Annotated in this window: 18 protein-coding genes; 8 read left to right on the forward strand and 10 right to left on the reverse strand. The window is 72.2% G+C overall.

Going from position 1 to position 15,862, the window contains the following annotated elements:
• Positions 1-14: 14 nt before the first annotated feature.
• A complete protein-coding gene (locus DMB66_RS24720; RefSeq protein ID WP_125806504.1) occupies positions 15-362 on the reverse strand; it encodes a DUF6401 family natural product biosynthesis protein in 348 nt (115 codons plus the stop codon).
• A gap of 229 nt (positions 363-591) precedes the next feature.
• On the reverse strand, positions 592-789 hold the full coding sequence (locus DMB66_RS24725; protein ID WP_125806505.1) for a hypothetical protein: 198 nt from the start codon (positions 787-789) through the stop codon (positions 592-594).
• 115 nt (positions 790-904) lie between these two features.
• Between DMB66_RS24725 and DMB66_RS24730 the strand changes: the two genes are divergently transcribed.
• Positions 905-1,615 (forward strand): hypothetical protein, encoded by a 711-nt coding sequence (locus DMB66_RS24730; protein ID WP_233624819.1) that lies wholly within the window; start codon positions 905-907, stop codon positions 1,613-1,615.
• 56 nt (positions 1,616-1,671) lie between these two features.
• Here DMB66_RS24730 and DMB66_RS24735 read toward each other — a convergent pair whose 3' ends face one another.
• Both DMB66_RS24735 and DMB66_RS24740 read right to left on the reverse strand, forming a co-directional pair.
• Positions 1,672-2,136 carry an SRPBCC family protein gene (locus tag DMB66_RS24735; RefSeq protein WP_125806506.1) on the reverse strand — a complete coding sequence of 155 codons (465 nt, stop codon included), beginning with the start codon at positions 2,134-2,136 and terminating at the stop codon, positions 1,672-1,674.
• Positions 2,137-2,202: 66 nt separating this feature from the next.
• Complete coding sequence (locus DMB66_RS24740) at positions 2,203-3,174, reverse strand: YihY/virulence factor BrkB family protein (RefSeq protein ID WP_125806507.1); 972 nt, start codon at positions 3,172-3,174, stop codon at positions 2,203-2,205.
• 106 nt (positions 3,175-3,280) lie between these two features.
• Here DMB66_RS24740 and DMB66_RS24745 point away from each other — a divergent pair, with 106 nt between their 5' ends.
• Positions 3,281-4,870 carry an NAD(P)/FAD-dependent oxidoreductase gene (locus tag DMB66_RS24745; RefSeq protein WP_125806508.1) on the forward strand — a complete coding sequence of 530 codons (1,590 nt, stop codon included), beginning with the start codon at positions 3,281-3,283 and terminating at the stop codon, positions 4,868-4,870.
• Between the two features lie 65 nt (positions 4,871-4,935).
• On the opposite strand, the gene DMB66_RS24750 is transcribed toward DMB66_RS24745, so the two are convergent.
• Entirely contained in the window at positions 4,936-5,394 is a 459-nt protein-coding gene (locus DMB66_RS24750) for an SRPBCC family protein (protein WP_125806509.1), read from the reverse strand.
• A gap of 118 nt (positions 5,395-5,512) precedes the next feature.
• Between DMB66_RS24750 and DMB66_RS24755 the strand changes: the two genes are divergently transcribed.
• The 3 genes from DMB66_RS24755 (at position 5,513) to DMB66_RS24765 (ending at position 8,456) form a co-directional block, all read left to right on the forward strand.
• Complete coding sequence (locus tag DMB66_RS24755; RefSeq protein WP_125806510.1) at positions 5,513-6,715, forward strand: glycosyltransferase; 1,203 nt, start codon at positions 5,513-5,515, stop codon at positions 6,713-6,715.
• An 89-nt stretch (positions 6,716-6,804) separates the two neighbouring features.
• A complete protein-coding gene (locus tag DMB66_RS24760; protein ID WP_125806511.1) occupies positions 6,805-7,716 on the forward strand; it encodes an ABC transporter ATP-binding protein in 912 nt (303 codons plus the stop codon).
• Entirely contained in the window at positions 7,716-8,456 is a 741-nt protein-coding gene (locus tag DMB66_RS24765) for an ABC transporter permease (protein ID WP_125806512.1), read from the forward strand. Before DMB66_RS24760 ends, DMB66_RS24765 begins: the two co-directional genes overlap by 1 nt.
• Positions 8,457-8,529: 73 nt before the next feature.
• On the opposite strand, the gene DMB66_RS65300 is transcribed toward DMB66_RS24765, so the two are convergent.
• A complete protein-coding gene (locus DMB66_RS65300) occupies positions 8,530-8,658 on the reverse strand; it encodes a hypothetical protein (protein ID WP_255440919.1) in 129 nt (42 codons plus the stop codon).
• A gap of 17 nt (positions 8,659-8,675) precedes the next feature.
• Here DMB66_RS65300 and DMB66_RS24770 point away from each other — a divergent pair, with 17 nt between their 5' ends.
• The 3 genes from DMB66_RS24770 to DMB66_RS24780 are packed head-to-tail and all read left to right on the forward strand — an operon-like array spanning position 8,676 to position 10,853.
• Complete coding sequence (locus DMB66_RS24770) at positions 8,676-9,737, forward strand: sensor histidine kinase (protein ID WP_233624820.1); 1,062 nt, start codon at positions 8,676-8,678, stop codon at positions 9,735-9,737.
• On the forward strand, positions 9,734-10,360 hold the full coding sequence (locus DMB66_RS24775; protein WP_125806513.1) for a response regulator transcription factor: 627 nt from the start codon (positions 9,734-9,736) through the stop codon (positions 10,358-10,360). The genes DMB66_RS24770 and DMB66_RS24775 overlap by 4 nt, the downstream gene beginning before the upstream one ends.
• A gap of 46 nt (positions 10,361-10,406) precedes the next feature.
• On the forward strand, positions 10,407-10,853 hold the full coding sequence (locus DMB66_RS24780; RefSeq protein ID WP_125806514.1) for a hypothetical protein: 447 nt from the start codon (positions 10,407-10,409) through the stop codon (positions 10,851-10,853).
• Here the strand turns inward: DMB66_RS24780 and DMB66_RS24785 are convergent.
• From DMB66_RS24785 to DMB66_RS24800, 4 genes are all read right to left on the reverse strand, one after another.
• Positions 10,807-11,670, reverse strand: coding sequence for a class I fructose-bisphosphate aldolase (locus tag DMB66_RS24785; RefSeq protein WP_125806515.1), 864 nt, complete (start codon positions 11,668-11,670; stop codon positions 10,807-10,809). The two genes, DMB66_RS24780 and DMB66_RS24785, sit on opposite strands and share 47 nt — an antisense overlap.
• 135 nt (positions 11,671-11,805) lie before the next feature.
• Complete coding sequence (locus tag DMB66_RS24790; RefSeq protein WP_125806516.1) at positions 11,806-12,027, reverse strand: hypothetical protein; 222 nt, start codon at positions 12,025-12,027, stop codon at positions 11,806-11,808.
• Positions 12,024-15,071, reverse strand: a complete 3,048-nt coding sequence (locus DMB66_RS24795) for an SUMF1/EgtB/PvdO family nonheme iron enzyme (RefSeq protein WP_125806517.1) — start codon at positions 15,069-15,071, stop codon at positions 12,024-12,026. Before DMB66_RS24795 ends, DMB66_RS24790 begins: the two co-directional genes overlap by 4 nt.
• The gene (locus DMB66_RS24800; protein ID WP_233624821.1) at positions 15,071-15,784 is read right to left on the reverse strand and encodes an SDR family NAD(P)-dependent oxidoreductase; all 714 of its coding nucleotides are present in this window, start codon (positions 15,782-15,784) and stop codon (positions 15,071-15,073) included. The genes DMB66_RS24795 and DMB66_RS24800 overlap by 1 nt, the downstream gene beginning before the upstream one ends.
• Positions 15,785-15,862: the final 78 nt, after the last annotated feature.

The following is a 15,862-nucleotide window of genomic DNA, read 5'->3' on the forward strand; positions in this document are numbered from 1 at the left end:
CTGTCAGCGCAGGATCAGGGCAGGGTGCGGGCGAGCGAGCACACGCCCAGCAGGCGGTTGAGCACCCAGTCGTTCTTGGACCAGTTGATCGGGCCGGCCGGCGGGCGCCAGCCGTGCTTGAACGCCGCGTCGCGGACGCCCTCGGCGTAGGCGGCGAGGATGACCGCCGTCAGCGGGCGTACGTCCGACGACAGGCTGTCGCGGATGCCCGCGACGTGCTGGTCGACGGTGGCGAGCAGTCCCGGGGACTGCGTCGCGGCTTCGAGGCCGGCTGTGCCGACGGACGACATCAGCTCCTCGAGGCAGTCGTGGGCGGAACGCAGGGCAGCACGGGCGGCAGCGCCGCTGAACAGGCCATTCATAGGAAGAAACGTTAGGTAGCCCGGGGTAGCCAACGGTGTCTCCGATCGGTGCAGCTCGGTTGAAACCGCGCCGGTGGGGAACGGCGAGCGCCGCCAGGCGAGGGAGGCACCGGATGGCGGACGGCCCGGACAGCGCGCGCCGGCACCGCCACGAGGCCGAGCTCAAGGAACGCCGCGGGACCCGTGGCCGACCGGGGCATGAAGCCCGCTGACCCGGCTGAGCCCGCCGTCAGTCGGTGGTCGGGCGCCGGCGGTGGACGTCGTCAGCGACGATCACCGTCGCGACGAGGATCGCGACCACCACGGCGAAGAGCCACGAGGCGTCGTCGATGAGCTGGGCGGCGGCAGGTGCCTGGAAGGCGGCGAGCAGGAAGCCCACCCACGCGAGGCGACGCTGACGCTCGGACAGGAAACCGGCTGAACGCATCCGGATATTGTGGCCCGATTTGGGCGCTTCACCGTCACCCTTTCGGCCGATCTCGGGTTGTCCGATGGTGCCTACTGCGCAGCGTCATCGTCGTCACACGAACGGTGCGCGATCGGTGTTTTCGCTGCTCGCGGCCTTGATCGTGGTGATCTCCGGCGCCGGGTGCGGGCCGGCGACCAGGCTCGGCGCCCGGCAGATGCCCGCGCGGGACGGCCCGCAAGAACATGTGCTCGCCGGCGCGTCGCACGGCCGGGCGCGCGCGTTCCTGATCGTCCGGGACTCGGCGTCGCGGGTCGACGTGCGCCTGGTGGACCTGCCGGGGCTGCTCTACCGGATCAGCACGCCGGCCGACTCGGGCCTCGCCCCGGCGGTCACCGGCGCCCCCGGCCGGGTCCGGCTCGGCCTGCGCCCGACCGGCGCCGACGGCCCGGACACCGTGGAGATCCTGCTGAGCCGGGCGGTCCGGTGGGACATCCGGCTGCCGGCCGGCGCCGGCGAACAACACCTGGACCTGGCCGCCGGCCGGCTGAGCCGGCTCGAACTCGGCGCGGGGACCGGCCTGGTGAGCCTGCGGCTCCCGCCGCCGCGCGGCACGGTGCCGATCATCGTGGCGGGCGGCGTGGGCGAGGTGGCGCTGGCAACACCCCCGGGTACGCCGGTGCGCCTGCACCTTCGCGGCGGGGCGGGCCTGGTCGCCGTCCCGTGGACCGGCCGGGCCCGGGCCCTGGCGGGCGCGGTCGTGGCCACCGCGGGCTGGCGTACGGCCCCCGACCGCTATTCGGTGAACGTAGCCGCGGAGGTAGGCAGCGTCACGATCTGGGGCTGACCGTGACGCGCCGAAAACGGCCGCCGGTTACCCGGCGGCCGTTTCGGTCTACGCGATCATGCTCCGGGGCGGTCCACCTGGCCGCGCCAGCCGCCGCTCTCGATGCCGCCGCGGCCCTCGATGTATTCCTTGAACCGCTTCATGTCGCCCTTGACCTGGCGGTCGAGGAAGCCGAGCTTGGCGCCGGCCTGCTCGGCCACGCCCTGCGGCTCGAAGTCCAGCTGGCAGGTGACCCGGGTGGTGGTGTCGTCGAGACGGTGGAACGTCACGACGCCGGCCTGCTTGGAGCCCTCGATGGAGGTCCAGGCGACCCGCTCGTCGGGGAGCTGCTCGGTGATCTTGGCGTCGAACTCGCGCTTCACACCGTCGATGTTGGTCTTCCAGTGCGTGGTGGTGGCGTCGAGCTGCCGGATCTCCTCGACCCCGCCCATGAAGCGAGGGAACTCCTCGAACTGGGTCCACTGGTTGTACGCGGTGGTTACCGGCACGTTGACGTCAACGGACTCGGTGACTGTACTCACGGTGATTCCCCTTTGCTGTGTGTTGCCCCGCCTTGCTGTAGTAACTGGTGCCCGGCCTCCTCGCGGCTAAACCGGCTCGTCGTCCGCGGCCTCGCGCGGTGCCAGCGGCGGGTCGGGGTCCTTCGCGCCGGCCTGCAGTTGCCGGCCGCGCTGCACCTCGGCGTTGATCTCGACGCCGAGCATGAGCGCGCAGTTGGAGAGATAGAGCCAGACCAGGAAGGCGATCGCGGCGCCGAGGCTGCCGTACGTCTTGTCGTAGGAGCCGAAGTTGGCGACGTACAGGCCGAAGCCGAACGACGCCAGCCCCCAGGCCAGCAGCGCGACCGCGCCGCCGGGGGTGAGCCAGCGGAACCGGGGCTGCCGTACGTTCGGCGCGATCCAGAACAGCAGGGAGAGCAGCAGCATCAGGATCAGCACGAGCAGCGGCCAGCGGCCGATCGAGTAGGTGAGCTTGGCGGCGTCGCCGGCGTGCAGGGCGTTGCCGACCGCGTCCACCAGCGGGCCGCTGATCACCAGCCCGGCGGCCACCACCGCCATCAGGACCAGGGCGATCGCGCTCAGACCGACCTGCAGCGGGCGCAGCTTCCACCACGCGCGCCCCTCGCGCACCCCGTAGACGCGGTTGGACGCGCGGGTGAAGACCCCGACGTAGCTGGACGCCGACCACAGGGCGCCGAGCAGGCCGAAGCTGAGCAGCACCTTGGCGGAGCTCTGCTGCACGATGATCGCGTCCAGCACGTCCGTGAGGTTGCGGTCGGCGACCACCGAGCCGGCGCCGAGGTCCTGCAGGATGCCGATGATCGTGGTGACCGCGGTGCGGCCGTCGGTGACCAGGTTCACCATGGCGACCACGACGATCCCGACCGGGAAGACGGCCAGCACCGCGTTGTAGGTCAGGGCCCCGGCGAGGTCGCCGCAGTCGTCGTCGAGAAAGCCGTTGACGCTGCGCCACAGCACCCCGCGCCAGGTCGACCAGCGCAACTGGCGGAACCGGGTGGGCAGCGGGGTCGTCTCGGTACGGGCGGTGGCGGCTGTCATCGTGGGGCTCCTCATCCGTCACGCCTTGCGCACACAGCACTACCCGGGCGTTGTTTGCGACAAACTCGGCGGGGTAGGGCGAGCGCGACGAGAGGCGGCGGGCGACGTGGAACGTGCGGACGCGATAGTCATCGGGGCGGGACACAACGGGCTGGTGGCGGCCAACCTGCTGGTCGATGCCGGCTGGAGTGTCGAGGTGCTGGAGGCGACGCCGCAGCCGGGTGGCGCGGTGCGCTCCGGTTATGTGACGGCTCCCGGCTACCTCAGCGACCTGTTCAGCTCCTTCTATCCGCTGGGCTACGCCTCGCCGGTGATGCGCGGGCTCGAGCTCGGCGACCACGGGCTGAGCTGGACGCACGCCCCGGACGTGCTGACCCACCTGCTGCCGGACGGCCGGGCGGCGACCGTCAACCGCGACATCGGGATCACCATGGCCTCGATGGAGCAGTTCGCCGCCGGGGACGGTGAGCGGTGGCGGCACGCGTACGACGACTGGCGCGACGTCTCCGAGCAGATGCTCGGCGCCCTGTTCGACCCGTTCCCGCCGGTGCGCTCGGGGCTGGAACTCGCCCGCCGGCTCCGCGTCGGCGGCGCGCTGCGGCTGGCCCGCCGGCTCGTGCTGTCGGTGCGTGAGCTGGGCACGGAGCTCTTCTCCGGCGAGGGTGCCCGGCTCGCGCTGGCCGGCTGCGCGCTGCACACCGACCTGTCGCCGGAGGACGCGGGCGGCGGCGTCTACGGCTGGCTGCTGGCCATGCTGGGCCAGGAGCACGGCTGGCCGGTCCCGGTCGGCGGCGCCCAGCAGATCACGTCCGCGCTGGTCGCGCGCCTGGAGTCGCGCGGCGGGCGGATCACCTATGACACCCCGGTGGCCCGCGTCCTGGTCGCCCAGGGCAAGGCGATGGGGGTACGCACGGCGGACGGCCGCAACTGGCGCGCCCGGCGGGCCGTGCTGGCCGACGTGCCGGCGCCGGCGTTGTATCTGGACCTGGTGGGCGCGCGGTGGCTGCCCTCGCGGCTGCGGGAGGACCTGGAGTTCTTCCGCTGGGACGGCGCCACGGTCAAGGTCGACTGGGCGGTCAACGGCAAGATCCCCTGGAAGAACCCGGCGGCGGCCGGCTCCGGCACGGTGCATCTGGGCGCGGACCTGAACGGCCTGACCCGGTACGCGGCCCACCTCGCCGTCGACGAGCTGCCACCGAGCCCATTCCTGCTGCTGGGGCAGATGACGACCGCGGACCCGTCGCACTCGCCGGAGGGCACCGAGTCGGCGTGGGCGTACACCCATCTGCCGCACCGCGCGCACTGGGCGGCCGAGGAGATCGCCGCCCACGTCGAGCGCATGGAGGGTGTGCTGGAGGAGCAGGCGCCCGGCTTCGGCCGGATGGTGGTGGGCCGCAACGTGTTCTCCCCGGCGGATCTGGAACGGGAGAACCCGTCGCTGGTCGGCGGGGCGCTGGGCGGCGGCACGGCGGCGGCGTTCCAGCAGCTCTTCCTGCGCCCGGTCCCCGGGCTGGGCCGGCCGGACACCCCGGTGGACCGGCTGTTCCTGGCCAGCGCGTCGGCGCATCCGGGCGGGGGAGTGCACGGCGCGCCGGGTGCGAACGCGGCCCGGGCGGCGCTGGCCCGCGACCGGCTGCTGACCGGCAAGCTCTACGCGGCCGCGATCGGCGCCGCGCACAAGGCGATCTACCGCTGATCGCGGCGGACCCGCTGCTGGTGAGCGACCCGCTGCTGGTGAGCGGCGGGCCCGCTGCTGGTGATCTACCGCTGATCGCGGCCGACCCTGCCGGCCGAGCGCAGCACGATGTCGGTCAGCCGGCTTAGCGATTCGATGTTGCGCCGGTGCAGCACCAGATCGTTGATCTTGTTGCGGATCCAGAGCAGCGGCCCGGCCTCGAAGTCCTCCGCCATGACGATCCGGGTGCCGCCGCCCGCCGGCGCCAGGTCGATGGTGACGATCGCCGACCCGAGCGGCCAGAGCCCGGCGCGCAGCCGCAGCGACCGGCCCGGCACGACGGCCAGCACCGTCGAGCTGTCCTGCAGCGACAGGGGCCACGGCCCGGCCTTGTGATGCAACTGGGCGCCCACGGCGGGCCAGTGCTCGTCCACGTCCCTGATGTGCACCGTGCCGACGACCCAGTCGCTGTAGGTCCACCCGTCGGCGAGGACGGTGAAGACCTGCTCAGGGGAGGCCTGGACGGTACGCTGCACGATAGCCACGAGGCACTCATACCCGGCGCCGGAATGTTTACGCTTTCGGGTGACGGGCATGTCTCGCCGCGTATCACAGCCTCAACTCCGGTCTTTCTCCCGGAATCAAGCTGTTGGAGGAGGACCCGTGCGCATCGCGATGATCTCCGAACACGCGAGCCCGCTGACCACCCCGACCACCACCGGCGTGCAGCAGCGCCACGTGGCCGAGCTGTCCGCCGCACTGGCCGAGCTGGGCCACGACGTCCGCGTCTACACCCGCCGCGACGACCCCAACCTGCCGGCCATCGTGAAGATCAGCGAGGGGGTGTGCGTCGTGCACGTCCCCGCCGGTCCCGCCGTCGCGCTGCCGCCGGAGCAACTGCTGTCGCACATGGGCGATTTCGCCCAGTGGCTGCGCGCCGAGTGGCTCGACGCCGACTGGCTGCCCGAGGTCGCCCACGCCCACTTCTGGACCAGCGGCCTGGCCGCGGTCACCGCCGCCCGGCAGGTGGGCATCCCGGTCGTGCAGTCGTTCCACGAGCTCGGCCCCGCCGGCCAGACCGGCGGCGGCGCGTCGCGGGCCGGCTACGAGCGTGCCCTCGGCCGGGCGGTCGACCGGGTGGTCGCCCAGACCCAGAACGAGGTGCGCGGGCTCGTGCGCATCGGCGTGCCCCGCACGCAGCTCACCGTGGTGCCCGCCGGTGTCGACAGCGACCGTTTCACCCCGGACGGCCCGGCCGCCGAGCGCGACCCGGAACGGCCCCGCATCCTGTCGGTCGGCCGGCTGGTCGAGCGCAAGGGCTACGGCGACGTCATCCAGGCCATGCGCTATCTGCCGGGCGCCGAGTACGTCGTGGTCGGCGGCCCGTCCGCGGCCCAGCTCGCCGACGACCCGCAGGCGAAGAAGCTGCGCGCGCTCGCCGAGCACTACCAGGTCGCCGACCGGGTCCGCCTGGTCGGGAGCGTGCCCAGCGCCGACATGCCGCGCTGGTACCGCTCGGCCGACCTGCTGGTCGCCGCGCCCTGGCAGGAGCAGTTCGAGCTGGCCCCGCTGGAGGCGATGGCCTGCGGCGTGCCGGTGATCGGCACCGCCGTCGGCGGGATCAACGAGACCGTCGTCGACGGCCTCACCGGCGAGCTGGTCCCGGCCCGCGACCCGCGAGCGCTGGGCGGCGCGCTGCGCCGGCTGATCAACGACAAGGTACGGCGGTTCGCGTACGCGACGGCGGCGCTGGACCGGGCCCGCCAGGCGTACTCGTGGAAGCGCGTCGCCGCCCAGGTCGGCTCGGTGTATTCGGCCGTCGCCGGCCGCAAGCCCACAGAGGCCGGTGCCGAGGCGACCGTGTGAGGGCGTAGCCCGGGGTCCACCGATCGGTTGACCGGTGGACTCGCGAGCTGGTCGATTCGCCGCCCGGCGTCCACTGTGACGCTGGGAACATGACAGTCATCAACGTCGACCGCCTGCGGAAACGGTACGGCGACACCGTCGCGGTCAGCGACGTCTCCTTCACCGTCGAGCGCGGCGAGATCTTCGGCATCCTCGGCCCGAACGGCGCCGGCAAGACCACCACCGTCGAGTCCATCGCCGGGCTGCGCACCCCGGACGGCGGCACGATCACCGTGCTGGACCGCGACCCCGGCGACCCCGAGCTGCGCCGGCTGGTCGGCGTGCAGCTGCAGGAGAGCCAGCTCCCCGAGAAGATGACCGCGGGGGAGGCGCTGGAGCTCTACGCCGCGTTCTACCCCGAGCCCGCCGACTGGCGCCGGCTCGCCGCCGAGCTCGGCCTCGCCGGCAAGCTGACGACCAGGTTCGGCAAGCTCTCCGGCGGGCAGAAACAGCGCCTGTCCATCGCGCTGGCGCTGATCGGCGACCCGGACATCGCCATCCTGGACGAGCTGACCACCGGCCTCGACCCGCAGGCCCGCCGGGACACCTGGGGCCTGGTCGAGTCCGTCCGCGACCGCGGGGTCACCGTGCTGCTGGTCACCCACTTCATGGCGGAGGCCGAGCGGCTCTGCGACCGCGTGGCCCTGATCGACGGGGGCACGGTCGTCGCGCTCGACACCCCGTCCGGGCTCATCGCCGGCGTCTCGGCGGAGCAGCGGATCCGCTTCCGGCCGTCCGTGCCGCTCGACGACGCCCTGCTCACCGGCCTGACCGAGGTCCGCGAGGTCCGCCGGCACGGCACCCAGCTGGAGGTGATCGGCGAGGGCAACCTGCTGCACGCCGTCACCGCGACGCTGGCCGCCCACCAGATCATCGCCAACGACCTGCGCGTCGAGCAGGCCAGCCTGGACGACGCGTTCGTCCGGCTGACCGGCCGCGCCGCCACGGAGGAGCACTCCTGATGCGCGTCTTCGCCAAGCTCACCCGCACCGAGTTCCGGCTGCTCCTGCGGGAACCGATGCAGCTCTTCTGGATCTTCGCCTTCCCGTCGCTCCTGGTGATCATCCTGGGCGGCATCCCGGCCTTCCGGGAGCCCAGCCCCGACCTCGGCGGTCTGCGCGTGATCGACCTGTACGCGGCCATCGCGATCATCCTGACCCTGGCCATGCTCGGCGTGCAGTCGGCGCCGCTGGTGCTCACGACCTACCGGGAACGCGGGATCCTGCGCCGGCTCGCCACCACGCCGGTGCGGCCCGTCGCGCTGCTCGGCGCGCAACTGGTGATGAGCCTGCTCACCGCGATCGTCTCGGTCGCCCTGCTGCTGATCATCGCCCGGCTGGTCTTCGCCGTGCCGCTGCCCCGGCACGGACCTGGGTTCGCGGTCGCCTTCCTGGCCACGGCCGGTGCCGCGTTCGCCATCGGGCTGTTCATCGCCGCGGTCGCACCCGGCGGCAAGGCGGCCAACACGATCGGCACCCTGTCCTTCTTCCCGCTGATGTTCTTCGCCGGGCTGTGGACGCCGCGCGAGGTGTTTCCCGAGGTCCTGCGGCGGATCGCCGACCTGACGCCGCTGGGCGCCGGCGAGCGGGCCGTGCAGGAGGCGATGGCCGGGCAGTGGCCCGCCTGGGGTTCGCTTACCGTGCTGGTGGCGTACATGCTGGTGTTCGGGCTGGCCGCCGCCAGACTGTTCCGCTGGGAGTGAGGAGCGCGATGTCCGACGCGAGCCGGCTGGAGACGCGGGTGCGCCGGACCGACAAGCGGTTGCTGCTGATGCCCTACGCGGCCTTGGCCGGCTCGATCGTGCTGGTGGTCGTGGCCGGTGACATCGGGGTGCCGCGCCAGAGCCTGCCGGTCACCCTCGTGGTCGCCGCGGTCGCCGCCGCCTGGTTGCTGTGGATGGTCACCCTCCATCCCCCAGTGGGTGGACCGGCCGCGGGTCATGGCGGTGTTCTTCGTCGGCCTGCTGGTGCTGATCGGGCTGCTGGTCTGGTGCCACCCGTTCTTCGGGTTCTTCGCCTGGAGCGGCTACCTGTTCACGGTGCCGGCGCTGCGCGGCCGGTGGCGGCTGGCCGGCGCGGCCGGGGTCGCCGGCTGCACGGCGGTCTCGCAGATCGGCGGATTCGGCATCCTCGCCATGGCGGGCGCCTGGATCCCGTTCCTCATCATCCTGGCCTTCAACATCGGCATCGCCGTGGCGATGACCTTCCTGTCCATGGTGAACAGCGACCACGCCGCCCGCCGGGCGGAACTGCTGCGCCAGCTCACGGAGGCCAACGACAAGCTGGCCTCGGCGCTGACCGAGAACGCGGGACTGCACGCCCAGCTGCTGGTGCAGGCCCGGGAGGCCGGCGTCCTGGACGAGCGGCAGCGGATGGCCGGGGAGATCCACGACGTGCTGGCGCAGGGCCTGACCGGCATCGTGACCCAGCTCGAGGCGGCCGACCAGGCGGCCGGCCGGGAGCACGACCGGCGCCGGCACCTCGACACCGCGAAGCGGCTGGCCCGCGACAGCCTCACCGAGGCCCGGCGCTCGGTGCAGGCGCTGCGCCCGCAGCCGCTCGCCGGCGCGGCGCTGCCGGACGCGCTGGCCGAGGTCGTCGACGGCTGGTCGGCCCGCAACGGGGTGAGCGCCGAACTGATCACCACCGGCACCGCGCAGCCGCTGCTGCCGGAGATCGAGGCGACCCTGCTGCGCACCGCGCAGGAGGCGCTGGCCAACGTGGCCCGGCACGCGAGGGCCGGCCGGGTCGCGCTGACCCTGTCCTACATGGAGGATCTGGTGACCCTGGACGTGCGCGACGACGGCGCCGGCTTCGACCCGGCCCGGCGCCGCACCGAGCAGTACGAGGGCGGCTACGGGCTGACCGCCATGCGGGACCGGGTCCAGCGGGTCGCCGGCACCCTGGAGGTGGAGTCGGAACCGGGCGCGGGCACGGCGATCTCGGCCTGCGTACCGGCGCTGCACGTGGCGTCCGCCGCATGATCGGCCTGCTGATCGTCGACGACCACCCGGTGGTCCGCGACGGCCTGCGCGGCATGTTCGCCGGCGACGACCGCTTCCGGGTCCTGGGCGAGGCCGCCGACGGCAACGAGGCGCTGGCCGTGGCCCGGGCGGTGCGACCGGACGTGGTGCTGATGGACCTGCGGATGCCGGGCATGGACGGCGTGACGGCCATCCGGGCGCTGCGCGAGCAGGGCTTCCAGGCCCGGGTCCTGGTGCTGACCACGTATGACACGGACAGCGACGTGCTTCCGGCGATCAGGGCGGGCGCGACGGGCTACCTGCTCAAGGACACCCCGCGGGAGGAACTGTTCCGCGCGGTGTCGGCGGCGCACCGCGGCGAGTCGGTGCTCTCCCCGGCGGTCGCCGGGCGGCTGATGGGCGAGCTGCGCTCCCCGGCCCGCGACGAGCTGAGCCAGCGCGAGCTGGAAGTGCTGGGCCTGATCGCCCAGGGCTGCACCAACCGGGAGACGGCGACCCGCCTGTTCATCAGCGAGGCGACCGTGAAGACGCACCTGCTGCACGCCTACGCCAAGCTCGGGGTGCGGGACCGGGCGGCGGCCGTGGCGGCGGCCTATGCCCGCGGCCTGCTCGGTGGCTCATAGGCTGCGCGGGCGAGGATCCCGGGTCCCGGCTGGATACCATCGGGGTATGGACTGGGGGAACGTCCCGGCTTGGGTGGGGTCGCTCCTCACCGGATTCTCCCTGACGATCGCCGCGATCACCTATCTGCGCAACGGTCAGGAGCGGCGCAAGGAGAACGCCGAACGGGCACGGGAGCAGGCCGCCCTGGTCAGCTGCTGGGCGGTCAATCCGCGGCGCTGGGTGGTCAAGAACGGCAACGGTGTCGCCGTTTCCGTGCGGGTGGTGGTCGACGCCGAGACGTGGTCCGCGCCGGTCGTCTTCTTCCCGGGTGAGACCCGCGGTCTGCGAGTGCCCAGCGACGTGGAGATCGGGACGCTGTTCCTGCCCCAGGAGATCGTCGACTCGTTCGGGCGGCGGTGGGAGCGGCTCGGGTCCGGTGAGCTGCGCGAGACCGACGGCGTCGAGGTCAGCTCCCGCCCAGCAGCGCGCTTGACCTGGGAGGAACGGACGTGACCGTCCGGTTGCGCTCGGCCCAGCAGTCGTCCATGCCGGTCCGCAGCTTCTGCACGAACGGGCCGGGCTCACCCCGGGCGAAGATCTGCCGGCCGAACGCCACGCCGGCGGCGCCGGCCCGGATGGCGTACTGCGCCTTCGCCATGGCCTCGCCCTCGTCGATCAGCTTCTCGCCGGCGATCAGCACAGGCACGTCCATGGCGCACTCCACGACCGTCCGGAACGATTCGACCGTTCCGGTGTAGATGGTCTTGACCGCCGATGCGCCCAGCTCCACCGCCGCGCGCACGCCGTGCCGCACCAGCACCGCGAACTCGTCGGGGTCCCGCTCGCGGAGAGCCAGGTGGTTGTCGTCGGTGCCGTCGGGGTGCCGGCCACGGGGATAGGCCATGGCGATCACCGGCATCCCGTACGCGTCAGCCTCGGAGACCAGCCGGCCCAGGATCTCCAGCTGCTCACCTTCGTAGGCGGACGTGACGTTGATGTGGCAGGCCACCGCCTCCGCACCGTCGCGGACGGCGTCGGCGACGCGGCCGACCACCACCTTGCGGGTGTGCTCGCCCAGCGTGGTGCTGGCCGTCAGGTTCATGATCGTGGGAGTCCGCGTCAGCTCACGGTGGCAGGAGCGCAGCGCGCCGCGGAAGCCGAGGACCGCGGTGACCGGCTCGACGACGTCGCGCGTGAGGAACTGGCGAAGGTCACGCAGGTGATCCTCCGGGCCGGAGATCAGCCCGTCGTCGAGCGGCAGCCACAGGGCCGCGCTCGTGTGCGGGACGAGACGGGTGAGGCGTCTTTGCGTTCCGATGTCGTGAAGCACCTTGCACCTCCGCTGGTGAGGGACGCGACTTTAGCCCTAGTCCAGCGACCAGCACCACACAGGATGTCTTCCGCCGGGTCCACGCCTCCAACGACAGCACGGATGGGGAGGTTGTGCGGTCGATTGTCGAAAGGATTACCCGAGCACGTCGGGGACGTCGAACCGGACCAGCGCGGTGAAGATCTCCCCGGCGGTGAACGTGCTCGCGAGATTGTTCAGCTTCCGCAGGATCTCCTCGTCGTCGGAATCCGGGTCGGCGGCGAGCAGGGCGATCTCGCCGACCTGATCCTCCGCGCCGGGGGGCGCCGCCCGCATCTCGTCGGCGGGTTTGCCGTACGCGTCACCATGCCCGTTCATGCCGGCTCCTCCGTGATCACGTAACGGAATCCGAGGTCGTTGTTCCGGTTGTCGACGTCGCCCCGTCCACGGTACGCCGGGCGTGCACGCCACAACTCCTGCTGCCAGGAGCCGCCCTTGACCGTTCGGCGGTTGTGGACGCCCGCCGCGTAGTAGTCGAACGTCCACTCGAACACGTTGCCGAGCAGCTCGACGGGCAGCAGCCGCCGTTCCTGCTCGCGGGTGGCGAAGGTGCCGATCGGCGTGGTCGCCTCGTAGCCGAACTCTTTCGTGTTCGCGTATCCGGCGCCCAGCACAGCCTCGATGCCGGCCGTCGTCCGGACCTGCCACGAGTGCAGGCAGGCCGCCTCCCACTCGTTCTCGCTGGGCAGCCGGACCGCGGCCCGCAGCAGCCGGCCCAGCCACGTGCAGTAGGCGTTGGCCTCGAACCAGGAGACGCCGACCACGGGTTGCAGGCGGTTGCGCAGGGTCGTCTCGTGCCAGTACTTCGGCTTGGTCACCGGCTGAGCCAGCTGGGTTCGCGCGTGCTCGGCGATCTCCCACTCCGGCATCGTCGCGAAGCGGACCAGGGCGGCCGCGCCGACCGGCGTGGCCGCACCGCTGCGCAGCAACTCGAGGACCATCTGCGGGTACTCGCTCTTCAGCTTCTCCTGACGCCGCTGCCAGTCGGAGACGAACTGGTCGACCGCGCGGCGCCGCATGCGCCACTCCCAGCCCTCCGGCGACCACAGCGTCGGGTCCTCGTAGCCGCCGGACTGGATGAACAGTTCGAACTCGGCGTTGGACACCGGGAAGCGCGCGATCCGGAAGGCCGGCAGGCTGATCGTGCGCACCTCGCTGCCCACCCGCCGGTCGGTGTTCTCCTCCCGGCGATCACCCAGCTGCCATTCCCGGGCCGGCACCAGCACGGTCGCGCCGCCGCCCTCCTCGGTCGACGGCAGGCTCCAGCCCATGTCGCCCAGCGCGGCCAGCATCGCGCTGCGCTGGCGGCGATCGGTCAGGTCGCGCAGCCGGCGCAGGATCGCGTTCCGGATCCGCGCCGCGACCGCCGCGTCGGTGTCCGACCGGATGGACAGGTAGACGCGGGCGGCCAGCACCGGGTCGACATCGGCCAGCCGGTCCGCGACCTCGACACCGCGCAGCTGGGCGGCGAACTTGAACAGCTCCTCGTACCGGTGGTGCGCGTAGCCGGGCGCGGTGACCGGCGACGCGGGCGGCGCCTGGCCGTCCGGCAGCGGGCGCTCCTGCGCCGGGGTGACGCTCAGCTTCTGCCGGGCCAGCGAGACGATGTCCTCGACGGGCGTGCCGAGCGCCGCGAACAGGTGCTGCATCGACGGATGGGCGAAGCGCACCTTCGTCGGGTCGTCGGCGAGGATGTGCAGGTCCTTCGCGGTCTCCACGATCAACGCCGGGTCGACCGCCCGCTCACCGGCGTCGTGCAGCGCCTGGCTGAGCGCCGTCCCGCCGTCCCGCGGTGACATGGTCAGCCGCGCGCGACCGCCCGGCTCCGCGGGCAACGTCAGCTGCCGGGCGAGCCCGCCGAGCGCCCGGATGAGCGGCATGCTCTCCAGGACCGGCCACGGGTCGGCGCCCGAGCTCGCGATTCGCTTGAGGCGGTTCGGGATGCCGACCGGCACGAGTGGCCCGTGGGCGGCGTCATGCTCCCACTCGTGCACGATCGCCGCCGACACGGCCGTGCCGAACAGCAGCGTCTCGGTGTCCGCGACCTGCGGCGCGCCGGAGCGCAGGAACGACGCCAGCCGGAACGGGTTGGAGTAGAGCTCGATCAGGCCCTCGTCGGAGCGCAACGCCTCGTGCAGGCGCGCGCCCGTGTCGACGTCGTGCCCGGTGGCGATCGCGATGATGTGGTCCCGGGACAGCGGCAGCAGGGAGACCTCCGTCGGATCCCGGTTCTCCGGCGCTCGCATGTTGATCACCTGGTCGCGGGTGCGGCAGGTGACCACCACCTTCGACGCACCCCGCCGCAACAGGTCGCGGATCACGTCGCGCCAGTGCACCATCCACTGCGTGAGTTGCAGCGTACGAATGCCGCCCTCGTTCAGCCCGTCCAGCAGCACCGTGCCGCCGTCGTGGACGAACTGGTCGAGGTCGCACCACTGGCTGGTGTCGACCATGTCGCTCCACCGTGAGGCCAGCCAGTTGAACGAGATGTCCGGGCTGGCCGGCTGGTCGGCGAGCGCCACGTAGAACGAGTTCCCCTTCGCCGACGGATCACCCGGTCGCCGGATCGACCGCAGCGCGGCGAGCGCGTCGTGGTAGCGCAGTTGCAGGCTCTTGCCGGCGCCGGGCTCGCCCAGCACCATGATCAGCCGCCGGGTCCGCTTGCCGAGCACCACCTCCTCGAGGGACTGGGGCCTGGTCAGCGACGAGTTCAGGTCGTCCTTGTTACCGAGCCGCAGGTTGATCACGGTGTTGCGGCGCTCGTCGCGGGTCCACCGGGCCAGCCGGATCAGGTCGTAGTCGAGCGGCCCGGTGGCCTTCTCGGTGTTCACCAGCTCGTCGTAGAGCGGCTGCGCGATCGGGATCACCCGGGGCAGGTCCGGCCGACGCAACTGCTCGACCAGGGACTGACGCGAACTGGCCCAGGGCAGGCGCGGCGGTGGGCGCTCGGTCCCCAGCAGCGACGGAAACGGGGCGAAAGGCAGCCCGGTGTGGCTGACCAACCGGATCAGGCCCTCGGCGATGCGGTCGAGGTCGGCGCCCTGCCCGGTCCAGCAGAGCGTCACCTCCCGGGGCCACGGGGGCGCCCGTCGGGGGGCACGCGGCGGCTCGACGGCGACCGTCATCCGCGCCCGGTTCGCCAACTCCGCCAGCCGCGCCAGACCGGCGTCGTTGAGCGGCGACCGCATCAGGACGACGAGGCACTCGACCAGGGTGGTGAGCCCGGCGCCGAGCAGCGCCACCGGCTGGTTCCGTGATCTCAGCTCGTGGAGCAGCTGATCGGCCGGTGCCGGGTTGTCGCTCCAGATGCCGAACCTGATCTGGGCCGACGCGGTACCCAGCGGGTCCTCCGGGGCGGTCATCAGACCACCGACCCGCCGTCGACGGGGATCGAGACGCCGTTCACGTTGCCGGCCTGCGCGCCGGCCAGATACAACGCGACCGAGGCCACCTCCTCGGCCGTCACGAGCCGGCCCGACGGGTTCATCGAGCGGTACTCGTCGAGCACCCGCTCGACCGTGATGCCGCGGGCGGCGGCCCGGTCCTCCGCGATCCGGTTGATCAGCCGGGATTCGACGGCGCTCGGGCAGATCTCGTTGCACGTGACGCCGGCGCCCGCGTACTCCTTGGCGATGGTCTTGGTCAGCGCGCTCAGGGCGTGTTTCGACGCCGCGTACGGTGCCCGGTGGGGTGCGACCCGGAGGCTGTAGATCGAGCCGATGTTGATCAGGCGGCCCCAGCCGCGTTTCACCATCCCGGGCAGCACGGCCTGGGTGAGGAGCAGCGGGATGGTGGCGTTGATCCGCAGCATCCGCTCCCAGACGGCGAGGCTGACGCTTCCGGTCAGTTCCTCGGACTCGTTGATCCCGGCGCAGTTGATCAGCACGTCGAACTCACCCGGTGGTGTCTCGAACTCACCGGCGAAATCGATGCGCACCCCGGCGGCGCCCCACTCGGACTCCAGCCGTTCCGCGACCTCGAGGTTGCGGTGGTACTGAAAGGAGACCCGATTCCCCGCCTTGGCGAACGCCGCCACCATCGCCTCGCCCAGCGTCCCGGTGCCGCCGGTGATCAAGATATGCAACGGTATGGGTGGCTCATTGCTGACACCTGCGCTCATCTCGCCTCCGCTCGAGAGCAGCGCCCACCCAAG

It is taken from the genome of Actinoplanes sp. ATCC 53533, from assembly GCF_003947245.1.

Bases quoted from the DNA above. Each gene is read 5' to 3' on its own strand.
- DMB66_RS24720 (WP_125806504.1), bottom strand. From the start codon at position 362: ATGAATGGCCTGTTCAGCGGCGCTGCCGCCCGTGCTGCCCTGCGTTCC.
- DMB66_RS24725 (WP_125806505.1), bottom strand. From the start codon at position 789: ATGCGTTCAGCCGGTTTCCTGTCCGAGCGTCAGCGTCGCCTCGCGTGG.
- DMB66_RS24740 (WP_125806507.1), bottom strand. From the start codon at position 3,174: ATGACAGCCGCCACCGCCCGTACCGAGACGACCCCGCTGCCCACCCGG.
- DMB66_RS24760 (WP_125806511.1), top strand. From the start codon at position 6,805: ATGACAGTCATCAACGTCGACCGCCTGCGGAAACGGTACGGCGACACC.
- DMB66_RS24765 (WP_125806512.1), top strand. From the start codon at position 7,716: ATGCGCGTCTTCGCCAAGCTCACCCGCACCGAGTTCCGGCTGCTCCTG.
- DMB66_RS24775 (WP_125806513.1), top strand. From the start codon at position 9,734: ATGATCGGCCTGCTGATCGTCGACGACCACCCGGTGGTCCGCGACGGC.
- DMB66_RS24780 (WP_125806514.1), top strand. From the start codon at position 10,407: ATGGACTGGGGGAACGTCCCGGCTTGGGTGGGGTCGCTCCTCACCGGA.
- DMB66_RS24790 (WP_125806516.1), bottom strand. From the start codon at position 12,027: ATGAACGGGCATGGTGACGCGTACGGCAAACCCGCCGACGAGATGCGG.
- DMB66_RS24795 (WP_125806517.1), bottom strand. From the start codon at position 15,071: ATGACCGCCCCGGAGGACCCGCTGGGTACCGCGTCGGCCCAGATCAGG.